Source organism: Paenacidovorax caeni (assembly GCF_001298675.1).
Classification (GTDB): Bacteria; Pseudomonadota; Gammaproteobacteria; order Burkholderiales; family Burkholderiaceae_C; genus Paenacidovorax; species Paenacidovorax caeni.
Genome location: NZ_CYIG01000037.1, coordinates 1 through 23738 on the forward strand (window position 1 = coordinate 1; position 23738 = coordinate 23738).

At 65.6% G+C, this 23738-nt stretch carries 16 protein-coding genes, 4 tRNA genes and 1 pseudogene; 7 read left to right on the plus strand and 14 right to left on the minus strand.

The features are described from left to right. The 12 genes and pseudogenes from BN2503_RS14365 to BN2503_RS14420 form a co-directional block, all read right to left on the minus strand. Positions 1–513, minus strand: a 513-nt coding sequence (locus tag BN2503_RS14365; protein ID WP_233495090.1) for a transposase, incomplete at its 3' end; no start/stop codon positions are given. A gap of 63 nt (positions 514–576) precedes the next feature. Further along, positions 577–1794, minus strand: a pseudogene (locus BN2503_RS14370) (tyrosine-type recombinase/integrase); the annotation flags it as partial. Positions 1795–2022: 228 nt separating this feature from the next. Next, positions 2023–2098: transfer RNA gene (locus BN2503_RS14375), tRNA-Gly, on the minus strand. Positions 2099–2193: 95 nt separating this feature from the next. After that, positions 2194–2267 (minus strand) — tRNA-Cys (locus BN2503_RS14380). A 52-nt stretch (positions 2268–2319) separates the two neighbouring features. Then, positions 2320–2395: transfer RNA gene (locus tag BN2503_RS14385), tRNA-Gly, on the minus strand. Positions 2396–2483: 88 nt separating this feature from the next. Then, a complete protein-coding gene (gene lon / locus BN2503_RS14390; RefSeq protein ID WP_054257368.1) occupies positions 2484–4910 on the minus strand; it encodes an endopeptidase La in 2427 nt (808 codons plus the stop codon). A 154-nt stretch (positions 4911–5064) separates the two neighbouring features. After that, a complete protein-coding gene (gene clpX, locus BN2503_RS14395) occupies positions 5065–6330 on the minus strand; it encodes an ATP-dependent Clp protease ATP-binding subunit ClpX (protein WP_054257346.1) in 1266 nt (421 codons plus the stop codon). A 98-nt stretch (positions 6331–6428) separates the two neighbouring features. After that, positions 6429–7037 carry an ATP-dependent Clp endopeptidase proteolytic subunit ClpP gene (gene clpP, locus BN2503_RS14400; RefSeq protein ID WP_054257347.1) on the minus strand — a complete coding sequence of 203 codons (609 nt, stop codon included), beginning with the start codon at positions 7035–7037 and terminating at the stop codon, positions 6429–6431. 137 nt (positions 7038–7174) lie between these two features. Further along, positions 7175–8488: a trigger factor gene (gene tig, locus BN2503_RS14405; RefSeq protein ID WP_054257348.1), complete on the minus strand. Its 1314-nt coding sequence runs from the start codon at positions 8486–8488 to the stop codon at positions 7175–7177. A 77-nt stretch (positions 8489–8565) separates the two neighbouring features. Further along, positions 8566–8652 (minus strand) — tRNA-Leu (locus BN2503_RS14410). Between the two features lie 93 nt (positions 8653–8745). Further along, the gene (locus tag BN2503_RS14415) at positions 8746–11940 is read right to left on the minus strand and encodes an efflux RND transporter permease subunit (RefSeq protein WP_054257349.1); all 3195 of its coding nucleotides are present in this window, start codon (positions 11938–11940) and stop codon (positions 8746–8748) included. Between the two features lie 7 nt (positions 11941–11947). Beyond that, complete coding sequence (locus BN2503_RS14420) at positions 11948–13162, minus strand: efflux RND transporter periplasmic adaptor subunit (protein WP_054257350.1); 1215 nt, start codon at positions 13160–13162, stop codon at positions 11948–11950. Positions 13163–13266: 104 nt separating this feature from the next. On the opposite strand from BN2503_RS14420, the gene hpnC reads away from it, so the two are divergent. The 5 genes from hpnC to BN2503_RS14445 all read left to right on the plus strand — a co-directional run bounded on the left by hpnC (position 13267) and on the right by BN2503_RS14445 (position 18842). Then, positions 13267–14169, plus strand: coding sequence for a squalene synthase HpnC (gene hpnC, locus BN2503_RS14425; RefSeq protein ID WP_054257351.1), 903 nt, complete (start codon positions 13267–13269; stop codon positions 14167–14169). A 222-nt stretch (positions 14170–14391) separates the two neighbouring features. Further along, complete coding sequence (locus BN2503_RS14430) at positions 14392–15792, plus strand: L-serine ammonia-lyase (RefSeq protein ID WP_054257369.1); 1401 nt, start codon at positions 14392–14394, stop codon at positions 15790–15792. 160 nt (positions 15793–15952) lie between these two features. Beyond that, entirely contained in the window at positions 15953–16795 is an 843-nt protein-coding gene (gene hpnD / locus BN2503_RS14435; protein ID WP_054257352.1) for a presqualene diphosphate synthase HpnD, read from the plus strand. Between the two features lie 2 nt (positions 16796–16797). Next, positions 16798–18093, plus strand: a complete 1296-nt coding sequence (gene hpnE, locus BN2503_RS14440) for a hydroxysqualene dehydroxylase HpnE (RefSeq protein WP_054257353.1) — start codon at positions 16798–16800, stop codon at positions 18091–18093. A 35-nt stretch (positions 18094–18128) separates the two neighbouring features. After that, a complete protein-coding gene (locus BN2503_RS14445) occupies positions 18129–18842 on the plus strand; it encodes a PA4824 family protein (protein ID WP_491893067.1) in 714 nt (237 codons plus the stop codon). A 69-nt stretch (positions 18843–18911) separates the two neighbouring features. On the opposite strand, the gene BN2503_RS14450 is transcribed toward BN2503_RS14445, so the two are convergent. Together BN2503_RS14450 and BN2503_RS14455 are read right to left on the minus strand one after the other, a co-directional pair. Continuing rightward, entirely contained in the window at positions 18912–19124 is a 213-nt protein-coding gene (locus BN2503_RS14450) for a DUF2788 domain-containing protein (RefSeq protein ID WP_054257355.1), read from the minus strand. Further along, the gene (locus BN2503_RS14455) at positions 19121–19942 is read right to left on the minus strand and encodes a DUF2189 domain-containing protein (protein WP_054257356.1); all 822 of its coding nucleotides are present in this window, start codon (positions 19940–19942) and stop codon (positions 19121–19123) included. The genes BN2503_RS14450 and BN2503_RS14455 overlap by 4 nt, the downstream gene beginning before the upstream one ends. 154 nt (positions 19943–20096) lie before the next feature. Here BN2503_RS14455 and hemH point away from each other — a divergent pair, with 154 nt between their 5' ends. Together hemH and BN2503_RS14465 are read left to right on the plus strand one after the other, a co-directional pair. Continuing rightward, positions 20097–21191 carry a ferrochelatase gene (gene hemH / locus BN2503_RS14460; protein ID WP_054257370.1) on the plus strand — a complete coding sequence of 365 codons (1095 nt, stop codon included), beginning with the start codon at positions 20097–20099 and terminating at the stop codon, positions 21189–21191. Further along, on the plus strand, positions 21188–23596 hold the full coding sequence (locus BN2503_RS14465) for a Lon protease family protein (protein ID WP_054257357.1): 2409 nt from the start codon (positions 21188–21190) through the stop codon (positions 23594–23596). Before hemH ends, BN2503_RS14465 begins: the two co-directional genes overlap by 4 nt. Positions 23597–23738 lie beyond the last annotated feature (142 nt).

Genomic DNA, 23738 nt, shown 5'->3' on the forward strand with positions numbered 1-23738 from the left:
TCTGCCTTCGGCCAGGGCCTCGCGCTCCTGCCTGTCCAGGCGCTGGCGCGGCGCGGGCACCAGCGTCGCATCGATGGCTTGTCCGCCCCGGGCCATGTAGCCATGGCGGTGCAGTTGCGCATCCACTCCCTGGAACAGCACCGTGGCCCCATCCACGCCCAGCCGCTCGCCGAAGCGCCAGATCGTGTTGCGGTCCGGCACGTTCATCGCATCCTGCAGCAGGCAAAAGCGCTGGTAGCTCGCCCGATCCAGCAACTGGTACTCCATCTGTTCATCGGACAGGTTGTACAGGCGCTTCAAGACCAGGATGCGCACCATCACCTCGGTGGGGTAGGCGGGCCGCCCGCCCTTGCGGCCATCGCCGCGCTCGATCAAGGCATCCACCAGCCCGGCCAGGGCTGCGAAGTCGATGTGCCGCGCGATCACCTGCAGCGGATCGCCCACCTCGTCTCTCTTGTGCTGGCGCGAGGCCTCGGCGAACAGATCGAACTTCAGGGCGCTGCGGGGCGTGATCATGGCAAGGGGCGGGTCAGGCTTCTCGGGTCAGGAAGAGAGCGGATGGGTTTTGAGAAGTTCCCGGTCGGCCCAGTCCTGCATCATCCGGCGGCGCGGTTCCACGTACTTGGCGTGATTGTAGGCCGAACTCACCTTGTTGGGGTCGGAATGCGAAAGCTGCGCGTCCACCCAAATCTTGGGATAGCCGATTTCGTTGAGGGCCGTCGAGATGGTTCCGCGAATACCGTGGCCGGTCAGTTTGTCCTCGTAGCCCATCCGCTTCAAGGCGGCGTTGAGGGTGTTCTCGCTGATGCGCTTCTTGAATTCGCTCCGGTGCGTCAGCAGGTGGCGCTGCGCCGGCCGCATCACCCCGAGCAGATAGCGCACGATCTCGATGGCCTGGACGGAGAGCGGCACGATGTAGGGCGGCACGTCCTGTGGGCGCTTGCCGGCCTTGCGCATCTCGTCCTGCAGCTGCTTGACGATCTGCGGCGGGATGATCCACAGGCCGCGGTCGAGGTCGAACTGATCCGGGGTCGCCAGCCGCAGCTCGCCGGTGCGCACGCCGGTCAAGAACAGCAGGCGGATACCAAGCTGGGTTTGCCAGCCGCGCGGGTTGTAGAGCCTGGGCTTCTGGAGGAACTCGGGAAGCTCAGGCAGATGCAGGTAGGGGTTGTGGGTCACCGCGGGCTTGGGCTCGGCCACCACGTCCAGGTCAGTAGCCGGATTGGCCTCCATGCCCTCGACAATGACCAGCGCGTAGCGGAACAACTGTCCCAGCCAGGTACGGACCTTCTCTGCAGTGGTGAACGCCTCGCGCTTTTCGATCCGCGCCAGGACGCCCAGGAGCTGCGGCCGGCGAATGTCATAGATCGACATCTGCTTGAGGCTGGGCAGCACGTCTTTCTCGAAGATCCGCTTGATCTGCGACAGCGTGCTGTTCCTGCCTTCCTTGAGTTCCTTGGCGCGGTGCTCGAACCAGGCATCGAAGACAGCCTTGAACGTGTAGTCCGAGGCCAACTTGACCGCGTGCCGCTTCTGCTTACGGTCAGTGTGGGGGTTGATGCCTTGGGACAGGAGCGCCCGGGCTTCGTCGCGCAAGGTGCGGGCTTCGCGCTGGCCGATCTCGGGATAGTTGCCCAGGGAGATGCGTCTTTGTTTGCCGAGCCAGTAGTAACGCAGGTGCCACGATTTGCCGCCGGTGGGGGCGACCACCAGGCCGAGGCCATCGGTATCGGGGATGCTGTAGGTTTTCTTGGCGGCCTTGGCTTGCCGCACGGTCAGATCAGAGAGTGCCATCATCAAACTCCTAAGTCGTGAGACTTAGGCTAGATGCTGCTGGCCATCCCGATCCAACCCCAGCAACAACCCGGAACCGGCACCACCCGCATTCTTTGGCCTTGATTTTGACCTCAAAAACGCTGGCTGTAGGTGGATTTCCGTGGCTTTTGCTGGAATGAAAAAAGGAGCCGAAGCTCCTCTTTTCAATGACTTACAGACGTCAGTGGAAGTCTGCAGACCATAAATTGGAGCGGGAAATCGGTCTCGAACCGACGACCTCAACCTTGGCAAGGTTGCGCTCTACCAACTGAGCTATTCCCGCAGACAACCCAATCAAATGAGTTATTTATTTTAGCACAACATCAAAATGTCAGCTACAAATTTTCAAAAAACTAACGCAATAACGCATATCTCTCTTGGAGGCGCGGCCCGGAGTCGAACCGGGCTAACCGGATTTGCAATCCGGGGCATAACCGCTTTGCTACCGCGCCAAGCCTTTGCCGCCTTAAAAAACGAAATCGTGAAATCTCATTTTTAATTTTCTGGAGCGGGAAATCGGTCTCGAACCGACGACCTCAACCTTGGCAAGGTTGCGCTCTACCAACTGAGCTATTCCCGCGCTTACCGAAGCTCTACATTCTACAACGTTTGCTGCGATGGAGTAAATTGTAGCGCAAATTTCTCGCCTGTTCCCGAATTTTTTGAATTCAGTGCTTCAAGGTATCGGCTGCAGCTACCTTCTGCGTGGCAGCTGCTGTAGCTGCAGCCACTTCTTCATCCGTCAAAGGCACAGGCTTGGACTCGAGCGCCACGTCGAGCACCTTGTCGATCCACTTGACCGGGACGATCTCCAAGCCGCTCTTCACGTTGTCGGGAATCTCCTGCAGGTCCTTCACGTTCTCCTCAGGGATCAGCACCGTCTTGATGCCGCCACGCAGTGCTGCGAGCAGCTTTTCCTTGAGGCCACCGATCGCCGTGACCTCGCCACGCAGCGTGATTTCGCCAGTCATGGCGACGTCAGCGCGGACAGGAATTCCCGTCAACGCGGACACCAGCGCAGTCGCCATGGCAATGCCTGCGCTAGGGCCATCCTTGGGTGTGGCGCCGTCAGGAACATGGATATGAATGTCGCGCTTTTCAAAAGCCTCGTCCTTGATCCCTAGCACCCGTGCGCGGCTACGCACCACAGTGCGCGCAGCCTCGACGGATTCTTTCATCACATCACCCAGCGAGCCCGTGCGTGTAATGTTGCCTTTGCCAGGCATCGTCGCCGTTTCGATCGTCAGAAGGTCCCCTCCAACCTCCGTCCAAGCCAGACCGACAACCTGCCCCACTTGATTCTGCTGCTCTGCCCGGCCATAGCTGTACTTGCGTACGCCAAGATAGTCAGCCAGATTTTCGGCAGTCACTACGACCTGCGGCTCCAGTTTCTTCAACTGCAGCCCCTTGACCACCTTGCGACAGATTTTCGACAGTTCGCGCTCCAATGAGCGGACGCCCGCTTCACGCGTGTAGTAGCGCACGATGTCGCGCACAGCGGCTTCGGTAACCTGCAGCTCCGCGTCCTTCACGCCGTTGTTGCCCATTTGCTTGGGCAGCAGGTACTTCATGGCGATGCTGGTTTTCTCGTCCTCGGTGTAACCCGAGAGGCGAATGACCTCCATACGGTCTAGGAGTGCCGGAGGAATATTCATCGAGTTGCTGGTGGCAACGAACATCACATCCGACAAGTCGAAATCGACCTCCACATAGTGGTCAGCAAATGTGTGGTTTTGCTCTGGATCCAGTACTTCCAGCAACGCGCTTGAGGGATCACCCCGAAAATCCGTGCCCAGCTTATCAATCTCATCGAGTAGGAACAGCGGGTTGCGCGTTCCTACCTTGTTGAGGCTCTGCAACACTTTTCCGGGCATGGCACCGATATAGGTGCGACGATGACCACGAATCTCTGCCTCATCGCGCATGCCTCCAAGCGCCATGCGGACGTACTTGCGGCCCGTGGCTTTGGCGATGGACTGACCCAGAGAAGTCTTGCCGACACCCGGTGGACCGACGAGGCACAAGATGGGCGCCTTCACCTTATCCACGCGCTGCTGTACCGCGAGGTACTCCATGATGCGATCCTTGACTTTTTCAAGGCCGTAATGGTCTTCGTTCAATACCAATTCCGCGTTCAGCAGATCGTGCTTGATCTTGGTCTTCTTGCTCCACGGCAAGCCTGTGAGTACGTCAATGTAGTTGCGTACCACCGATGCTTCCGCTGACATCGGCGACATCAGCTTGAGCTTCTTCAACTCGGCCTCGGCTTTCTTACGCGCCTCGGCGGGCATGCGCGCAGCCTTGATCTTTTTCTCGATCTCCTCGACATCAGCGCCTTCCTCACCTTCGCCCAGCTCCTTCTGAATGGCCTTGACCTGCTCATTCAGGTAGAAGTCACGCTGGCTCTTTTCCATCTGGCGCTTAACGCGGCCGCGGATGCGCTTATCCACGTTAAGGATATCGACCTCGCGGTCAATTTGTTCAAACAGGTTTTCCAGCCGCTCCTTAACCAGGGCAAGGTCGAGTACAGCCTGTTTGTTCTCAAGCTTGAGCGGCAGATGGGCTGCGATGGTATCGGCCAAACGGCCCGGGTCATCGATACTGGCAATCGATGTCAGGATCTCGGGCGGGATCTTCTTATTCAATTTGACGTATTGGTCAAACTGCTGCATCACCGCACGGCGCAATGCCTCAATCTCGCTAGGCTTGCCATCATCGTCTCCAGACACCTCTGCAACGGGCAAGACGCTGGCTACAAAGTGCGTCTCCTCGTCAGCAATGCCCTGTACCTGCGCACGCTGCTGCCCCTCGACCAGCACCTTCACCGTGCCGTCTGGCAGCTTGAGCATCTGCAAGATCGTCGACACACAGCCCATGTCGAACATATCGGAGGCCGAAGGCTCGTCCTTGGCAGCAGCCTTCTGGGCCACCAGCATGATGCGCCGGTCAGCTTCCATGGCAAGTTCCAGGGCCTTGATGCTCTTAGGGCGCCCCACAAATAGCGGGATCACCATGTGGGGAAAAACGACCACATCGCGCAGCGGCAGCAGGGGCAATTCGACAGGCGCGGAGGGCAAGGGGGTATGTCCAGACATGGCAAACCTCATGAGTCGCTACGTGTCACAACACGCAGCGGAAAATTCTTCAACCCGCTGGTACCGAAATACCAGCCATGGCAAGTGAGAAGCACACGCCTCCCTCAGGAGGCATGTACCAAGATGGTGGCGCAAAAGCTTCGCGGCAATCCCGTCAGGCCGTCTTGGCGGCCTCGCGGTACACGAGCAGCGGTGGCTTGCTTTCCTCGATCGTGGATTCATCCACCACCACCTTTTCCACATTCGCAGCGTTAGGCAGATCAAACATGGTGCCTATCAGGGCCTGCTCAAGGATCGAGCGCAATCCACGCGCCCCCGTCTTACGGGCGAGCGCCTTGCGGGCAATTGCCTTCAACGCTGCGGGGCGAATCTCCAGCTCCACGCCCTCCATGGACAGCAGCTTGCTGTACTGCTTGACCAAGGCGTTCTTGGGCTCCGTGAGAATCTGCACCAGTGCGTCTTCGCTCAGCTCGGCCAGCGAGGTCACCACGGGCATCCGCCCCACCAGTTCGGGAATGATGCCGAACTTGATCAAATCCTCGGGCTCGATGTCTTGGAACACCTCGGAGATGGAACGCTGCTGCTTGCTACGCACGGCAGCGCCAAAGCCGATGCCAGAAGCCTCGGTGCGGTTCTCGATGACCTTCTCCAGTCCGGCAAACGCACCACCGCAGATGAACAGGATGTTGGTTGTATCGATCTGCAGGAAGTCCTGGTTAGGGTGCTTACGCCCGCCCTGTGGCGGCACGCTGGCCATGGTGCCTTCGATCAGCTTCAGCAAGGCCTGCTGCACCCCCTCGCCCGATACATCGCGCGTAATGCTTGGGTTGTCCGACTTGCGCGAGATCTTGTCAATTTCATCGATGTAGACGATGCCGCGCTGCGCTTTCTCCACGTCATAGTTGCAGCTTTGCAGCAGCTTGCTGATGATGTTCTCCACATCCTCGCCAACATAGCCGGCTTCCGTCAGCGTCGTCGCATCGGCCATGACGAAGGGCACATCAAGCTGGCGCGCAAGGGTCTGCGCCAGCAGGGTCTTGCCCGAGCCCGTGGGGCCGATCAACAGGATGTTGCTCTTGGAGAGCTCCACCTCATCCTTGCCCGCCTTATCTTTGTAGCGCAGGCGTTTGTAGTGGTTGTAGACCGCCACGGCCAGCGTGCGCTTGGCCTTCTCCTGACCGATGACGTAGTTGTCTAAGTTGGTCTTAATTTCTGCGGGCGTCGGCAGATCGCCGCGCACATCAGCAACAGCGCCGCCTGCAGGCAGCTCGTCACGGATAATTTCGTTGCACTGGCCAATGCATTCGTCGCAAATAAAAACCGACGAACCGGCGATCAACTTCTTCACTTCATGCTGGCTCTTGCCGCAAAAAGAGCAGTAGAGGGTTTTCTCGCTGGAGGAGCCTTTTTTCTCGGCCATGGGGGCAATGCCTTGTCACTGAATACGTTGGTCGGGGGATGATAGCGAAATAAAAACGGCGTTCCCCGCAGGGGAAACACCGCTTGGTGCGCCCCCCCTCAGGCGCGCTTTTCGATGACCTGGTCCACCAGGCCATAGGACTGCGCCTCGGCGGCGCTCAGGTAGTAATCACGCTCGGTGTCCTGTTGGATCTTTTCTAACGGCTGGCCCGTGCGCTCTGCAAGGATCTGGTTGAGCTGCTCACGCGTCTTCAGGATTTCGCGCGCATGGATCTCGATCTCGGTGGCCTGGCCCTGCATGCCGCCAAGGGGTTGGTGAATCATCACCTTGGAATTGGGCAGCGCGAAACGTTTGCCCTTGGTCCCGGCCGCCAGCAGGAACGCGCCCATACTGGCCGCCATGCCCGTGCACAGCGTCGAAACATCGGGCTTGATGAAGTTCATGGTGTCAAAAATCGCCAGGCCGGCGCTGACCGAACCGCCCGGAGAGTTGATGTAAAACGAAATATCCTTGTCCGGATTCTCGCTTTCCAGGAACAGCAGCTGTGCCACCACCAGGTTGGCAGACTGGTCATTGACCGGCCCAACCAGGAAGACCACCCGCTCCTTGAGCAGGCGCGAGTAGATGTCGTACGACCGCTCGCCACGGCCCGACTGCTCAATGACCATGGGAATCAGGCCCAGGTTCTGTGTATCCAATGCGCTCATGTTTTCTCCAGTCCAACCAGTACGGCGCGTACTGTACCCAGAAATGAATTGGGGCTTGTGCGCCAAAGCACAAGCCCCTGGAAACAACAAGAATCCGGGGACAGCGCCTGTTGCGACCGTCCCGGGCTTCTCAAGACTCAGCCCTGCTGGCCCATCAGTTCTTCGAAGGAAACGGCCTTGTCGGTGACCTTGGCCTTGCCCAGAACGAAGCTGGTGACGTTGTTTTCCACCACGACAGCCTCGACTTCGGCCAGACGCTGGCGGTCGCCGAAGTACCAGCGCACCACGTCCTCAGGCTTTTCATAGCTGGCGGCCAGCTCATCAATGTGGGCCTTGAGCTGCTCAGGCGTGGCCTGCAGCGCGTTGGCACGCACCAGTTCCGCCAGTACCAGGCCCAGGCGCACGCGGCGCTCTGCCTGGGGACGGAAGATGTCATCGGGGATCTCGGCCTTATCGGCATCCTTGATGCCGCGCTGCTTCAGATCGGCGCGCGCGCCTTCCAGCAGACGGGCGATCTCGGCCTGGATGGCTGCATTGGGCAAATCCAGCTCGGCCTTAGCCACCAGGGCGTCCATCACGGCCTGCTTGTTGCGTGCCATCAGACGGAACTTCACTTCGCGCTCAAGGTTTTTCTTGATGTCGGCGCGCAGGCCTTCCACGGTACCGTCAGCGATGCCGAGGGTCTTGGCGAACTGCTCATTCACCTCGGGCAGGTTGGCGGCCTCGATCTTCTTCAACGTCACCAGGAAGTCGGCTGTCTTGCCGGCCACATCCTTGCCGTGATAGTCCTCAGGGAAGGCCAGCGGGAAGGTCTTGCTCTCGCCCGCCTTCATGCCACGCACGGCATCCTCAAATTCCTTGAGCATCTGGCCTTCGCCGACCAGAAACTGGAAGTCCTCGGCCTTGCCGCCCTGGAAGGGCTCGCCATCGATCTTGCCTTCGAAGTCCACCGTCACGCGGTCACCATCTTCGGCGGGGGCCGTTTGGGCGCGCTGGGCGAACGTGCGGCGCTGCTTACGCAGGATGTCCAGGGTCTTTTCGATGGCAGCTTCGTCCACTTCAGCGGACAGGCGCTCGACCTCAGCGTCCGACAGGTCGGCAATCTTCACTTCGGGAAACACCTCGAACACAGCGTCAAAGGTCACTTGGCCTTCGGGCGCGCCTTCCTTCTCGGTGATGCGTGGCTGGCCAGCCACGCGCAGCTGGGCCTCGTTGGCAGCCTGCGCAAAGGCCTCGCCGACCTTGTCGTTCAGCACTTCGTACTGCACCGAGTAGCCATAGCGCTGGGCCACCACGCTCAGGGGCACCTTGCCGGGACGGAAGCCATCCATCTTCACGGTACGGGCCAGGCGCTTGAGGCGGGCGTCGACTTCAGTCTGGATGGTGGTCAGGGGCAGGCTCAGCGTGATCTTGCGCTCAAGCTTTTCAAGGGTTTCAACAGTAACGGCCATTTGTGTTCCTAGTATCGGATCGAGGATGTAGATGGTGCCGGCAGCCAAGTGGCGCGCTGCGACTCCGCCAAGTCTCGTGGTGCGCGGGGGGGGACTCGAACCCCCACACCATTGCTGGCGTCAGGACCTAAACCTGGTGCGTCTACCAATTTCGCCACCCGCGCTGGTTTTGCAAACAAACAGGCGGCCATGAAATGCCGCCTGCGTGAATGGGGTCAACCAGTGATTTTAGCTGGTTGTAAGCAAAGCCCCGTAAATTAATGTGCTATCTGCGTGCTGCGCGCTATGGCGACCTCCTCCGGACCGGGTCGGCGCACCCGGAACCACGCCGCATACATGGCTGGCAGCGCCAGCAGGGTCAGCACCGTCGCCACCACGAGCCCGCCCATGATGGCCACGGCCATGGGGCCCCAGAACACGCTGCGTGACAGCGGAATCATGGCCAGCACTGCTGCCGCCGCCGTGAGTACGATGGGGCGCAACCGGCGCACGGCCGCCTCGATGATGGCGTCCCACGCCGGGACACCGCGCGCACGGTCGAGCTCAATCTGGTCGATCAGGATCACCGAGTTGCGCTGGATCATGCCCATGAGCGCGATCACCCCCAGCAGCGCCACAAAGCCGAAAGGCCGTCCCAACACCAGCAACGCTGCGGCCACCCCGGCAATTCCGAGCGGACCGGTCAGGAATACCAGCATCGCGCGGCTGAAGCTGTGCAGCTGCAACATCAGCAGCGTGAAGGTGATGAACAGCATGACGGGGAGCCCCGCCGCGATCGAGGACGAACCCTTGGCGCTTTCCTCGACGGCGCCGGCCACCTCAATGCGGTAGGCCGTGCCACCTGCGGCGTGCCACTGCCCCTCCAGCGCGCGCAAGCCTGGCAGCAGAGCATGGGTCACCGTGGCGCCCTGCAGTCCCTCCACCACGTCGCCCTGCACCGTGATGGCGTACTCGCGGCCCTCGCGCCACATTACGCCAGGCTCCCAGGCCATGCGCGGCTTGGCAATCTGTGTCAGCGGTATGGCGCGGCCGTTGGAGGTGCCTACGTAGGCGTTGGCCAGGTCGGTAATGGCGGCACGCTCGTCCAACGGCTGGCGCAGCACGATGTCAATCAGCTTGTCACCCTCGCGGTACTGCCCCACTGTGGTGCCCAGCACCGTGGTGCGTGTGGCCTGCGCGATGGACTGGCTGGACACGCCCAGCGCGCGCGCCTTGTCCTGGTCGATCTCCAGGCGCAGCACCTTGACCGACTCGTTCCAGTTGTCGTTCACGCCGCGCATCTGCGGACTCTCGCGCAGCATGGACTTGACCTCGTCGGCGCGCACACGCAGCTGCGCCGGGTCGGGCCCGACCACGCGGAACTGCACCGGGTACGGCACCGGCGGCCCATTGGGCAGCAGCTTGACGCGTGCACGCACTTCGGGAAATTCCTGCGCCAGCAACGCGGGCAGGGCCATGCGCAGCGTTTCGCGCGCCTTCAAGTCCTGGGGCAGCACGATGAACTGCGACACGTTGGTCTGCGGAAACACCTGGTCCAGCGGCAGGTAAAAACGCGGCACCCCGGAGCCCACCCAGGCGCTCACCGTTTGCACCCCAGGCTGCGCGCGCAGCACCGTCTCCACGCGCCGCGCCACCTCCTCGTTCGCGGCGAACGAACTGCCCTCGGGCAGCCAGAGATCGACCAGCACCTCGGGACGGCTCGAATCCGGGAAGAACTGCTGCTGCACCTTGCCCATGCCCCACAGGCCCAGCGCGAAAGTCAGCAGTGTGGCGCCGATGGTGAGCCAGCGGTGCTCTACGCACCAGTTCACCAGGCGGCGGAAGGTCACGTAAAACGGCGTGTCGTACATCTCGTGCGGCTCTTCGCGCCCTGCCACCATGTCGGGCACATGCGGCGGCACCTTGAGCAGCAGCGTGCCCAGATAAGGCACGAAATAGACCGACACGATCCACGACAAAACCAGCGAGATCACCGTCACGGCGAAGATGGCAAAGGTGTATTCGCCCACCGTGGATTTGGCGATGCCGATGGGCAGGAAACCCGCTGCCGTGATGAGCGTGCCGGTGAGCATGGGCATGGCCGTGATCTCGTAAGCAAAAGTGGCCGAGCGCACCTTGTCGTAGCCCTCTTCCATTTTGCGCACCATCATCTCCACGGCAATGATGGCGTCGTCCACCAGCAAGCCCAGCGCGATGATGAGCGAGCCCAGCGAGATCTTGTGCAGCCCGATGCCCCAGTACCACATGGCCAGGAACGTGACGGCCAGCACCAGCGGAATGGTGATCCCCACCACCAGCCCAGGGCGCATGTCCAGCGTCCAGCGGCGCCACAGCGGGTGGTTGCCGGGGCGCTTGTGCAGCCCCAGGCTGATGAAGCTCACGGCCAGCACGATCACCACGGCCTCGATCAGCACCTTGATGAACTCGTTCACCGAGCGCACCACGGCCTGGGGCTGGTCCTGCACGTTCACCAGCCGCACGCCGGCCGGCAGCGTCTTCTCGATCTGGGCCGTGGCCTCGCCCAGGGCCTTGCCCAGGCGGATGATGTCGCCCCCCTTGGCCATCGACACCCCCAGCGCCACCACTTCGCGCCCCTGGTGGCGCACCTTCACCGTGGCCGGGTCGACGTACCCGCGCGTGACGGTGGCGATATCGCCCAGGCGCAGCTGTGCCCCCGAGGCGCCGCGTATCGGCATGGCGCGCAAATCCTCCGGCCCGCCGAACTGCCCACCCACGCGCACCTGCACCTGATCGTGCGGCGTCTGCACCGTACCGGCACTCTCCACCGCGTTCTGCTGGCCCAGCTGGGCCAGCACCTGGTTCATGTCCAGACCGAGCTGGGCCAGGCGCTTTTGCGGAATCTCGATGAACAGCTTCTCGTCCTGTACGCCGAACAGTTCCACCTTGGCCACGTCGGGCACACGCAGCAGCCGCTGGCGCACGTCGTCGGCAAACTCCTTGGCCTCGGCGTAGCTGAAGCCGTCGGCCTCCAGCGCGTAGATCACGCCGTAGACGTCGCCGAAGTCATCGTTGAAGAACGGCCCCTGGATGCCCTGCGGCAGCGTGTAGCGCATGTCGCCCACACGCTTGCGCACCTGGTACCAGACGTTGGCCACCTCGCTGGGGCGCGAAGAATCCTTGATCTGGAAAATGATCTGCGACTCCCCCGGCTTGGAGTAGCTGCGGATCTTGTCGGCGTAAGGCACCTCCTGCAGCGTGCGCTCGATCTTGTCGGTCACCTGCTCGGCCACCTGCTGCGCCGTGGCGCCGGGCCAGTAGGTGCGCACCACCATGGCACGAAAGGTGAACGGGGGGTCTTCGTCCTGCCCGAGCTGGAAATAGGCGGCGATGCCCAGCACCATCAGCACCACCATCAGGTAGCGCGTGAGCGCGGCGTGGTCGAGCGCCCACTTGGACAGGTTGAAGCCCTGCTTGGCTTGCACTGGCGTCATGCGGGCCTCACTGCGGCGGGTTGGCGGGCGCTACCGAATCAGTAGCTGCTGGCGCTTTGCTAGCGGGCGTTGGAGCCGTTTTAGGCTGATAAACGCTGACCTTCTGCCCGGGCGCCAGCACATGCACGCCCGTCGCCACCACCTGCATGCCGGGCGCCAGCCCGCCACGCACCACCACCTCGTTGCCATCGGCCGCGGCGATCTCGATGGGCTGCGAGCGCACCGTGCCCGCCGCTGCGTCGTACACCCACACCGCCGTCTGCTGCCCGTCCTGGCGCAGTGCACTGGTGGGCAGCTTGAGCGCCTTTTGCCCCACCTGCGACAGCGCCGCCGGCAGCGCATACACGGTAGACCCCAGCGCCGGTACCTGCGCACCGGCCACCGCCACCTTGACCAGGTAGGTGCGCGTCACTGGGTCGGCGCTGGCCGCCACGTCGCGTACCTTGCCGTTGAACGGCGCGCCGCCAGACCATGTGCGCACCTGCACGTCCTGGCCCACGCGCACACGCGCCACCTGGTCCTCGGGCACGGAAAACACCACGTCGCGCGCGCCGTCCTGGGCGATGCGCACTACCGTCGTGCCGGCCGACAGCACCTGACCCGGCTCGGCCTCGATGCCCGTCACCACGCCGGCCACGTCGGCCACCAACCGCGTATAGGCCTGCTGGTTGCCCTGCGCGGCCACCTGGGCCTGGGCCTGGTCGAGCTGCGCCTGCGCCGACTTGAGCGTCGCCTCACGCCGCTCCAGTTCGGCACCGCTGATGAAGTTCTGCGCCTTGAGCTGGGCAAAGCGCTTGAAATCCGCCGCCGCCAGGTCGCGCTGGGTCACGGCCGCGGCCACCTGGGCGCGCGCGGCGTCCAGCGCCAGCACATAGTCCTGCGCATCCAGCTGGGCCAGCAGCTGGCCGGGCTTCACAGCCTGGCCCAGCTCGACGTGGCGCTGCACCAGCTTGCCCGCCACGCGAAAGGACAGGCGCGACTCCACACGCGCCCGCACCTCGCCGGCGAACTCGCGCTGCGCCTGTAAGTCCCCCTCGCCCACCGTCAGCAGCTTGACGGCGCGTACTGGCTCGGGCGGTGGCTCCGGGCGCGTACACCCCGTCGCCAGCGCAGCCGCCGCCACCGCACACAGCCAGGCAGCAGCACTGCGGGAGGACCGGACACGGCCCGGCCGTAAAAAAAGCCCCGCACGGGGCCGCACCAACGCGGAGGGAAAACGCATGATGGACAAAGAAGGTGAAATTAATGACTGACTGGTTAGTAATCTAAGTAGCCCCAGCCCCCTTGTCAAGACCAAAGCGGCCACGCACGGCGACAATCCGTGCCGTGAACGCCCCACCCTCATCGCCCCAGACCCCGCCCCCGGCCGTACCCGCCACGGCAGCGCCGGTGACGCATTACGAAAATTTCCCCGTCGCCTCGCTGCTGTGCCCGCCGCACCTGCGCGCGCCCATCGCGGCGCTCTACGCCTTTGCGCGCACCGCCGACGACATCGCCGACGAAGGCGACGCTACGCCGGCCCAGCGCCTGCACGACCTGGCGGCCTACCGCGCCGAACTGGCCGCCGTGGCCGCAGGCGCAGCGCCGGGCACGCGCTGGGCCACCGTGTTTGGCCCCCTGCAGGGTGTGCTGCGCCAGCATGGCCTGCCCGTGGCACTGCTCGACGACCTGCTCAGCGCCTTCGTGCAGGACGTGGAGAAAACCCGCGACGGCGCCACGTACGCCGACCGCACAGCCCTGCTCGACTACTGCCGCCGCTCGGCCAACCCCGTGGGACGGCTGCTGCTGCACCTGTACGGCGTGGCGGACGCCCAGGCCCTGGCACAAAGCGACGCCATCTGTTCCGCCCTGCAGCTCATCAACTTCTGGCAGGACCTGAGCGTGGACATTCCGCGCGGGCGCCACTACCTCACCGACGCCGACTGCGCCGCCCACGGCGTGGACCGTGCCACGCTGGCCACGCTGCAACCCACGCCCGCCACCACGCGCCTGCTGGCCGACAACGCGCGCTGGGCGCGCACGCTCATGGAACAGGGCGCCCCGCTGGTCCACCGCCTGCCGGGCCGCGCAGGCTGGGAGCTGCGCCTGGTGGTGCAAGGCGGGCTGCGCATCCTCGACAAGATCGACGCCCTGCACGGCGCCAACCTGTGCCAGCGCCCCACGCTGGCGCCGCCCGACTGGCTGCGCATGGGCTGGCGCGCCCTGTGCATGCGCCGCCGCACCGGCTGAAGCGCCGGGGCAGAAGTTACTTTCATGCCCCGCAACGGTCGCTGAAGGCGGCATGTTTTTTGAAGGAAAAACAGCCCTGTGGCTTATCCAGCAAGCGCTGGAAGCTATCAATCAAAGAGCATGCAAGCCCGCGGGCCCGCGCCCTTCTCAGGGATTGCCAGCATGGCCGCCCGCGACGCCACCGGTACAACCGGCGGTAGATCCACCACCGCACGCCCCGCCATGTCCGTCAGCATCTTCGATCTGTTCAAGATCGGCATCGGCCCCTCCAGCTCCCACACCGTGGGCCCCATGATCGCGGCGCGCCAGTTCGCCTGCCAGCTCGACGCACTGGGCTTGCTGCCCGCCGTGCAGCGGCTGGAGGTGGAGCTGTTCGGCTCGCTCGCCGCCACCGGCGTGGGCCACGGCACCGACCGGGCAGTGCTGCTGGGCCTGGCCGGGCACCTGCCCGAGCAGGTGGACCCCGACCAGATCGATGCGGCCATCAACGCCATCCACACCAGCGGGCAACTGGCCGTGCTGGGCCGCCACCTGCTGCCATTCGTGCCGCGCACGCACCTGCTGATGCGGCGCAAGAGCCTGCCTTACCACCCCAACGGCATGCAGTTCCACGCCTTCGGTGCCGACGGCGCGATCCTGCTGCGGCGTGTGTACTACTCGGTCGGCGGCGGTTTCGTGGTGGACGAGGAGGGCGCGCGCGTGCTCAACATGGCCGACCCGCCGCCGCCAGACGCCCTGGGCACCGGCGCCGGCCTGCCCTACCCCTACCGCACCGGCGCCGAGCTGCTGGCGCACTGCCAGGCCACGGGCCTGTCGGTGGCGGCCCTCACCCTGGCCAACGAACAGCACTGGCACAGCTCCCCCGAGGTACGGCGCCGCCTGCTGCATATCTGGCACACCATGGCCGCCGCCGTGCACCGGGGCTGTGCGGGCAGGGGGCAGTTGCCGGGCCCGCTGCACCTGCAGCGGCGTGCCCCGGCGCTGCACCAGAGCCTGTGCGCGCGGCCCGAGGAGGCGCTGCGCGACCCGCTCTCCATGCTCGACTGGGTCAATCTCTACGCCATGGCCGTGAACGAGGAAAACGCGGCCGGCGGCCGCGTGGTCACGGCGCCCACCAACGGTGCCGCCGGGGTGGTGCCTGCGGTGCTGCACTATTACGCGCGCTTTGTGCCCGGTGCCAATGACGAGGGCATCGTCCAGTTCCTGCTCACCGCCGGGGCCATTGGCCTGGTGTACAAGCAAACCGCGTCGCTCTCGGGGGCCGAAGTCGGCTGCCAGGGCGAGGTGGGCGTGGCCTGCTCCATGGCCGCAGGCGCGCTGGCGGCCGTGCTCGGCGGCACGCCGGCGCAGGTGGAGAACGCGGCCGAGATCGGCATGGAGCACAACCTGGGCATGACCTGCGACCCCGTGGGCGGGCTGGTGCAGATTCCGTGCATCGAGCGCAACGCCATGGGCGCCATCAAGGCCATCAACGCCGCCCGCATGGCGCTGCGCGGCGACGGCACGCATGTCGTCTCGCTCGACAAGGTCATCAAGACCATGATGCAGACCGGCGCCGACATGAAGACCAAGTACAAGGAGACCTCGCGCGGCGGCCTGGCCGTGAACGTGGTGCAGTGCTGAGCATGGCGCATGCGCCAGGCACGATGCCATTCATCAAAAACAATAGCTGCTTGCGCAGTCTCTACGGGCCTTCAGGGCTGAAAAGACCTTAAAACCCTGTACATGCCGCTGCCGCGCCATGGGACAATCGGCGCACCCCAACGCCAGCCTGCCCCTTTCGATGAGCACCCCCGAGCAATACGTACAACAAAAGGCCGCCGCCTCGGGCAGCAGCTTCTACTACGCCTTCCTGTTCCTGCCCGCGCCGCGCCGCGCCGCCATCACCGCCTTCTACGCCTTCTGCCGCGAGGTGGACGATGTGGTGGACGAAGTGCACGACCCCAGCGTGGCCGCGGCCAAGCTCGCCTGGTGGCAGGGCGAGGTGGCCCAAGCCTTCGCCGGCCAGCCCAGCCACCCGGTGATGCAGGCCCTGATGCCACACGCGAGCGCCTACGGCATCGAGCAGCGCCACCTGCTGGCCGTCATCGAGGGCTGCCGCATGGACCTGGAGCAGACGCGCTACCTCGACTTCGCCGGCCTGGCGCGCTACTGCCACCTGGTGGCCGGCGTGGTGGGCGAGGTGGCGGCGCGCATCTTCGGCCAGACGCAGGACGCTACCACCGTCTACGCACACAAGCTGGGCCTGGCCTTCCAGCTCACCAACATCATCCGTGACGTGGGCGAGGACGCCATGCGCGGGCGCATCTATCTGCCGGTGAACGAGCTGCAGCAGTTTGATGTGAAGGCGCACGAAATCACCAAACGCCAGTACTCCGAGCGCTTCACGGCACTGATGCGCTTCCAGGCCGAGCGCGCGCACCGCTGCTACGACGAAGCGCTGGCCCTGTTGCCCGCGGCCGACCGGCGCGCGCAAAAGCCTGGCCTGATGATGGCCAGCATCTACCGCACGCTGCTGCGCGAGATTGAGCGCGACAACTTCCAGGTGCTGAACCAGCGCACCAGCCTCACACCACTGCGCAAGTTCTGGCTGGCGTGGAAGATGCAGGCGCTGGGCCGCTTCTGAGCATGCGTGTCGCCATCATCGGCGCCGGCTGGGCCGGTCTGGCGGCCGCCATTGAACTGACCGCAGCGGGCGTGCGGCCCACCGTCTTCGAGGCCGCGCGCAGCGTGGGCGGCCGTGCCCGTGCGCTGCACGCCAACGGACTGGCGCTGGACAACGGCCAGCACATCCTGATCGGCGCCTACACCGAATGTCTGCGCCTCATGCGCCAGGTGGGGGTGCGGCCTGAAGACGTGTTCCACCGCCAGCCGCTGGCCCTCACCTTCGCCGACGGCACCGGGCTGCGCCTGCCCGACCTCGCGCCGCCGTGGGACGCGCTCGCAGGCATCGCCGGCGCGCGCGGCTGGCGCTGGCGCGACAAGGCCGCGCTGCTGCGCACGGCCGCCGCCTGGCGCCTGGGCGGCTTTCGCTGCGCGCCGCAGGCCACCGTGGCCCAGCTGTGCGCGCGGCTGCCCCGGCGGCTGGTGGACGAGTTCATCGACCCGCTGTGCGTTTCGGCGCTCAACACCCCGGCGCACGAAGCCAGCGGCCAGGTGTTTCTGCGCGTGCTGCAAGACAGCCTGTTCAGCGGCCGGGGCGGCTCGCATCTGCTGCTGCCGCGCACCGACCTGGGCAGCGTCTTCGCCGAACCCGCGGCACGCTGGCTGGCTGGCCACGGCGCCCGCGTGCACACCGGCACGCGCGTGCAGCACATTGCCCACCAGGGCAGCACTTGGCAGGTGGACGGCACGCCGTACGACGCCGTGGTGCTCGCCACCCCCAGCACCGAAGCCGTGCGCTTGCTGCGCCCGCTGGGCCAGCCCGGGCTGCAGCCCTGGCTGGCCCAGGCCGAGGCGCTGCGCTTCATCCCCATCACCACGGTCTATGCCCAGGTGCCGGGTGCCGCAGGCCCGGTGCTGGCCGCCCCCATGCTGGCGCTGCGTGCGCAGGCCGGACAGCCGGCGCAGTTCGTCTTTGATCGGGGGCAGCTCGGCGGCCCCGCCGGGTTGCTAGCCTTTGTCGTCAGCACCAGCGATGGTGAGCGCGCCGCTTTGGAGGCACAGGTGCTTGCGCAGGCGCGTGCCGTGCTGGGGCTGGCAACGCTGCATCCCGCGCAGACCGTGGTGGAAAAGCGCGCCACCTTCGCCTGTACGCCCGCGCTGCAGCGTCCGCCGTCCGCGCTGCTGCCGGGGCTGTGGGCCACGGGCGACTACATCGACGGCCCCTACCCCGCCACGCTCGAAGGCGCGGTGCGTAGCGGCTGCGCCGTGGCGCAAGCGCTCCTGTCGCCTCACGCCTGTCATACCGACCTGCCAGAGTAGCGGCCCGACTCACCCCGCGATTCAAGGAGCATCCCGTGCGGCCCCACCTCCCCATGCCCACCCTGCTGGCCCTGGCCGCCCTGCTGCCCTGGGGCGCGGCCCAGGCGGCGCGCCCCATGGTCACCGACGACGCGCGCATCGTCGATGCCAAGGCCTGCCAGGTGGAAAGCTGGGCCAGGCGCAACCAGGACAGCACCGAGTACTGGGCGCAGCCGGCCTGCAACTTCACGGGCAACCTGGAGCTTTCGCTCGGCGGCGCCAGGGGCAAGGACGACGGCGACACCCGGACCACCGACATCGTCCTGCAGGCCAAGACCCTGTTCAAGCCGCTGGAGCCGGACGGCTGGGGCTGGGGCCTGGCCGTGGGCAACGTGCGCCACGCGGCCATCCACACCAGCAGCAACCTGGTTGGCGACCTGTACGCCTACGTGCCCGCCACCTTCTCGCTGCGAAGCGACCGCCTGCTGGTGCACACCAACATCGGCTGGCTGCACGAGCGCGAGGCCCGGCGGCACCGCATGACCTGGGGCCTGGGCACCGAGGCCCAGTGGAGCGCGTCCACCTGGCTGATCGCCGAGGTGTTTGGCCAGAACCAGGGCACGCCGTTCTACCAGGTGGGCCTGCGCTACTGGCTGGTGCCCGACCACGTGCAGGTGGACACCACCTACGGCAACCGCGCGGGCAGCGGCACGCAGGAGCGCTGGTTCTCCATCGGCCTGCGCCTGCTGTCGCCAGCATTCCTGCCCTGAGGATTGCTCATCATTCGATAGCTGCCAGCGCTTGTCCAGCAAGCGCTAGAGGCCATTTTGGCTTAAATACTACTTCTCCAGCCACCACTGGATGATGAACTTGGCGACGAAGCCCAGGAAGCCCACGCCCAGGCCGAGAAAGATCACGAAGGTGCCGAACTTGCCGGCCTTGGACTGCCAGGCCAGGTGGCCGATGATGAACACCATGAACAGGATGAACGCCGCCACCCCGTAGGTGAGGAAGAACCCCGCCAGTTGTTCTTCGGTAAACCCAAAAATCACGCCACATTCTCCCCGCGCTCGGGCAGCCCCGAGGCATCGACCAGATCGCGGTAGGCATGCCAGCTGGCATGACCCAGCACCGGAATGGCCACGACGAAGGCAAAAAATACAGTCCCCAGGCCCAGCAGGGTCAGCGCCAGCATCAGCGCGGCCCAAAACGCCATGGGAACGGGATTGGCCAGCACCACCATCCAGCTGGTCAGCACCGCCTGGCTCAGCGTGGCCTTGCGGTCCAGCAACAGCGGCATGGCCACCACGCTGGAGGCAAAGATCGGCGCTACCAGCAGGCTGCCCAAGGCCAGCCACAGCTCGAACAGCCACCCGCCCTCGGCCAGCACGACATGGCGCACGAAGTCCATCGGGTCGTTCACCGGCTCCGGTGCCAGCAGCGTGATGAGCGAAGCGGACACCACAATCCAGCCAAGCGCCGCCAACGCCAGCAGCAGCCCGAACTCCACCAGGCACCAGTAGTCATGCTCGCGCCAGGCGCGCGGATGGCTGCGCTGCCAGCCCAGCCAGGTGCGTCGCACCACGCCCCAGTCGGCACGCTGCTGGCGCTCCAGTGCCCGGCTGAGGGCATAAAAGCTCGTGGCCAGCACCGGCCCTACCACGAGGAAGGCCGACAACACCCCCGCCAGCAGCCAGAAATGCCGGTACGCGAGCACGCTCACCCCCAGGCCGAACAACGCCGCCGCCAGCCCATGGGCCCAGCTGACCCAGCCCGCATGCGTGAGGTCGTTCAGGCCCCGCGCCAGCCAGGTCAGGGGTTGCGCCAGCCCCACGGAGCGCACCGGGGGCAAATAGACAGGTGTGGTCATAGGCTTGGCAAAGGTAGGGCAAAGGTGCAGCGGGCAGAAAACCGGGCGCCGCCAGGGCAGGTGCCGAGAATACCCCAGGAGCCTGCCGGGCTTGGGCATAGCCCGGCAGGCTCCTGGCCACGCTGCGCAGCATTGGCACAATCGCCACATGCCCCTGCCATCCTTCTTTGCCCCCGAGCCGCCCCATCGGCACGGCCAGCCCCAGCGCACCGCCATCCTGCTGTGCAACCTGGGCACCCCAGACGCCCCTACCGCAGCGGCCCTGCGCCGCTACCTGGGCCAGTTCCTCAGCGACCGGCGCGTGGTCGAGATTCCGCGCATCGCCTGGCTGCCCCTGCTGCACGGCATCATCCTGCGCACCCGACCGCGCAAATCGGCGGCCAAGTACGCCAGCATCTGGACCGCCGAAGGCTCCCCGCTGCTGGCATGGACTGCCAAGCAGGCGCAGGCCCTGGGCCAGTCCTTGCAGGAGGCAGGCCTGCCCGTGCTGGTGCGCCATGCCATGCGCTATGGCAACCCCTCGATTGCCAGCCAGCTCGACGCGCTTAAGGCGGAGGGGGCCACGCGCATCCTGGTACTGCCGCTGTACCCGCAGTATTCGGGCACGACCACAGCCAGCGTGTTTGACGCGGTATACGCCTGGGCGGCACGCACACGCCATGTGCCCGAGCTGCGCTTCGTCAACCACTACCACGATGACGCGGGCTACATCGGCGCGCTGGCACACTGCATTGAGCAGCATTGGCAAGCCCACGGCCAGCCCGAGCGCCTGGTGCTGAGCTTTCACGGCGTACCCGAGCGCACGCTGCACCTGGGCGACCCCTACCACTGCGAGGCGCGCAAGACCGCACGCCTGCTGGCCGAGCGCCTGGGCCTGCCGGACGGGCGCTGCCTGGTCACCTTCCAGTCGCGCTTCGGCAAGGCCAAGTGGCTCGAACCGGCCACGGAGCCAACGCTGATTAAGCTGGCCCAGGAGGGCGTGCGCCGCGTCGACGTGGTCTGCCCCGGCTTCACCAGCGACTGCCTGGAAACACTGGAGGAAATCGACCAGGAAGTGCGCGAAGCCTTCCTGCACGCGGGCGGGCAGGCGTTCCACTACATCCCCTGCCTGAACACGCATCCGGCCTGGATCGACGCGCTCCAGCACATTGCGCTGAACCACCTCGCCGGCTGGCCCGTGCAACCCGAGGCCCCGCAGGCGCTGGCCGAGACGCGCGCACGGGCGCTGGCCCTGGGAGCGCAGTCATGACCCCACCCTGCCCCACCCTGGCGCCCAGCCAGCTGCGCTGCACCATTGATCCGCAGACACTGGGCTTCGCCGACACCAGTGAACTGGTGGGCCAGCCGCTGCCCTGGATTGGGCAGGAGCGCGCTTTCGCCGCCGCGCGTTTCGGCCTGGCCATGGACCAGCCCGACTACAACCTGTTCGTGCTCGGCGAGGTCGGCAGTGGCCGTACCTCGCTCATGCGCCAGGCCATGCAGGAAGCCGCCGCCACGCGCCCCGTGCCCCCCGACCTGTGCTACCTGCACGACTTCGACCAACCCGAACGCCCGCGCGCGCTGCGCCTTCCCGCAGGCCAGGGGCGCGCGCTGCGCCAGGGCATGCAGCAGTGGGCCAAGACGCTGGAAGCCGAGATTCCCAAGCGCCTGGCCGCGCCCGACATCAAGGCCGAGGCTGAGCGCATCGCCCGCGCCTTCCAGAGCGAGGAAGCACGGGCCTTTTCAGCCCTTGACGCCTTCGCGCGCGAACGCCGCTTCCGGCTCACGCGCGAGGGCGAGCAAATGGTGTTCACGCTGCTGGGCCAGGGCGGCGAGGCCATCACCGACCAGGAAGCCCAGGCGCTCTCGCCTGCGCAGCGCCAGGCCATCGAGCAGGCCGAGCAGGAGTTGCGCGCCGAAATCGTGCGCTTTCTCGACCGCACCCGGCCGCTGGAGCGCACACGCGACGAAGCCCTGGAACAGTTGCACCGCCAGACCGCCAAGCCCCTGGTGGACCATGCCCTCGACCCGATACGCCAGAGCCTGCGCAAGCAGATCAAGGATGCCGTCAAGCTCAGCCATTGGTTTGATCAGGTACAGCGCGAGGTGCTGGAGAACATTGACCTCTTCCTGCCGCGCGAAGGCGTGCAGCCCGACGACGCCGCCGAGGAAGACCGCCGCGCCGACCTGGCGGACCTGCTCGACCTCTGCCGCGTGAACCTGGCCGTGGACAACGGCGACCTGCGCGGCGCCCCGGTGGTGGTGGAGGACAACCCGCAGCTGCGCAGCCTGTTCGGCAACATCGAGCACCAGGCCGACGGCGAAGCGCCGCGTGCCGATTTTTCTGGCATCCATGCGGGCAGCCTGCTGCGCGCGCATGGCGGCTACCTGCTGCTGTTCCTGCGCGACCTGCTGGGCGACGAGCCGCTGTGGGAGCGGCTGCGCCGCTTCCTGCGCTGCAGCCGCCTGACCATCGAGGACGCGGCGGCGCACGGCCCTGGCGCCGCCGTCGCGCTGCAGCCCGAAGGCGTGGATGTGGACGTAAAGATCGTGCTCGTCGGCTCCACTGCCGAGTACTACGCGCTGCAGGAGGGCGACCCTGACCTGGCGCGGCGCTTTCGCGTGAAGGTGGACTTTGCCGAGCGCTTTGCCGCCACGCCCGACGCGCGCCACGCGACGGCGATCTTCATCGCGCGCAGCTGCGCGCGGCGGGGCCTGCCGCACTGCAGTGCCGCCGCCGTGGCCCGGCTGCTGGAGCATTCGCACCGCGAAGCCGATGACCAGGCGCGCCAGAGCGCGCTGTTCGCCAGCACCGAGGCACTGCTGATCGAAAGCGCCGCCCAGGCACGTGCACGCGGCGCCACGCTGACCGCCCCCCAGGACGTGGACACCGCGCTGCTGGCGCGCCAACAGCGCCACAACGCACCCGAGGAAGCCTTGCATGAAGCCATCATCGAAGGCGAATTGTTGATTTCGCTCGCAGGCATGCAGGTGAGCCAGCTCAACGCCCTCACCCAGATCGACCTGGGCGACTACCGCTTCGGCTTTCCGGTGCGCATCACGGCGCGCACCTTCGCGGGGCAGGAGGGCCTGATCAACATCGAGCGCGAGGTCGAGATGTCCGGCCCCATCCACGACAAAGGCGTGCTCATCCTGCACAGCTACCTGGCCGCGCTGTTCGGGCACCTGGCGCCGCTGGCGCTCAATGCCTCGATCGTGTTCGAGCAGGAATACAGCGGCATCGAGGGCGATTCGGCCTCCTGCGCCGAACTGTACACGCTGCTGTCAGCGCTCTCGGGGTTGCCGCTGCGCCAGGACGTGGCCGTCACCGGCGCACTCAACCAGCACGGCGAGGTGCTGCCCGTGGGCGGGCTGAACGAGAAGATTGAAGGCTGGTTCCGCACCTGCGCACAGGCCGGCCTGACCGGTACCCAGGGCGTGCTGGTGCCCGCGCGCAACCAGCGCCACCTGATGCTGTCGCCGCAGGTGGTGGAAGCCGTGGCGTGCGGCCAGTTTCACATCCACGCGGCGCACCATGTGTCCGAGGGCATCGCCCTGCTCACGGGGCAAGACCTTGCGCAGGTGCTGGGCCGCGCCGAGCAGACACTGCGCGACTACCGCCGCGCCTGCCAGACCGCGGCCTGGGGCCAGCGGCGCGGCGCACGCAGGCGCTAGGGCACGTGCCCCAAGAGCCTGTTCACGATCTTTTCCTAGTGCCCGTTGCCCCGCAAAAGTGGCAGATGCAAGGCGCAAAGCGCAGCCGGGCTGGTGGCCCGGCGAGCATTTGCAACGCCGCAGATGCCACTTTTGCGGGGCA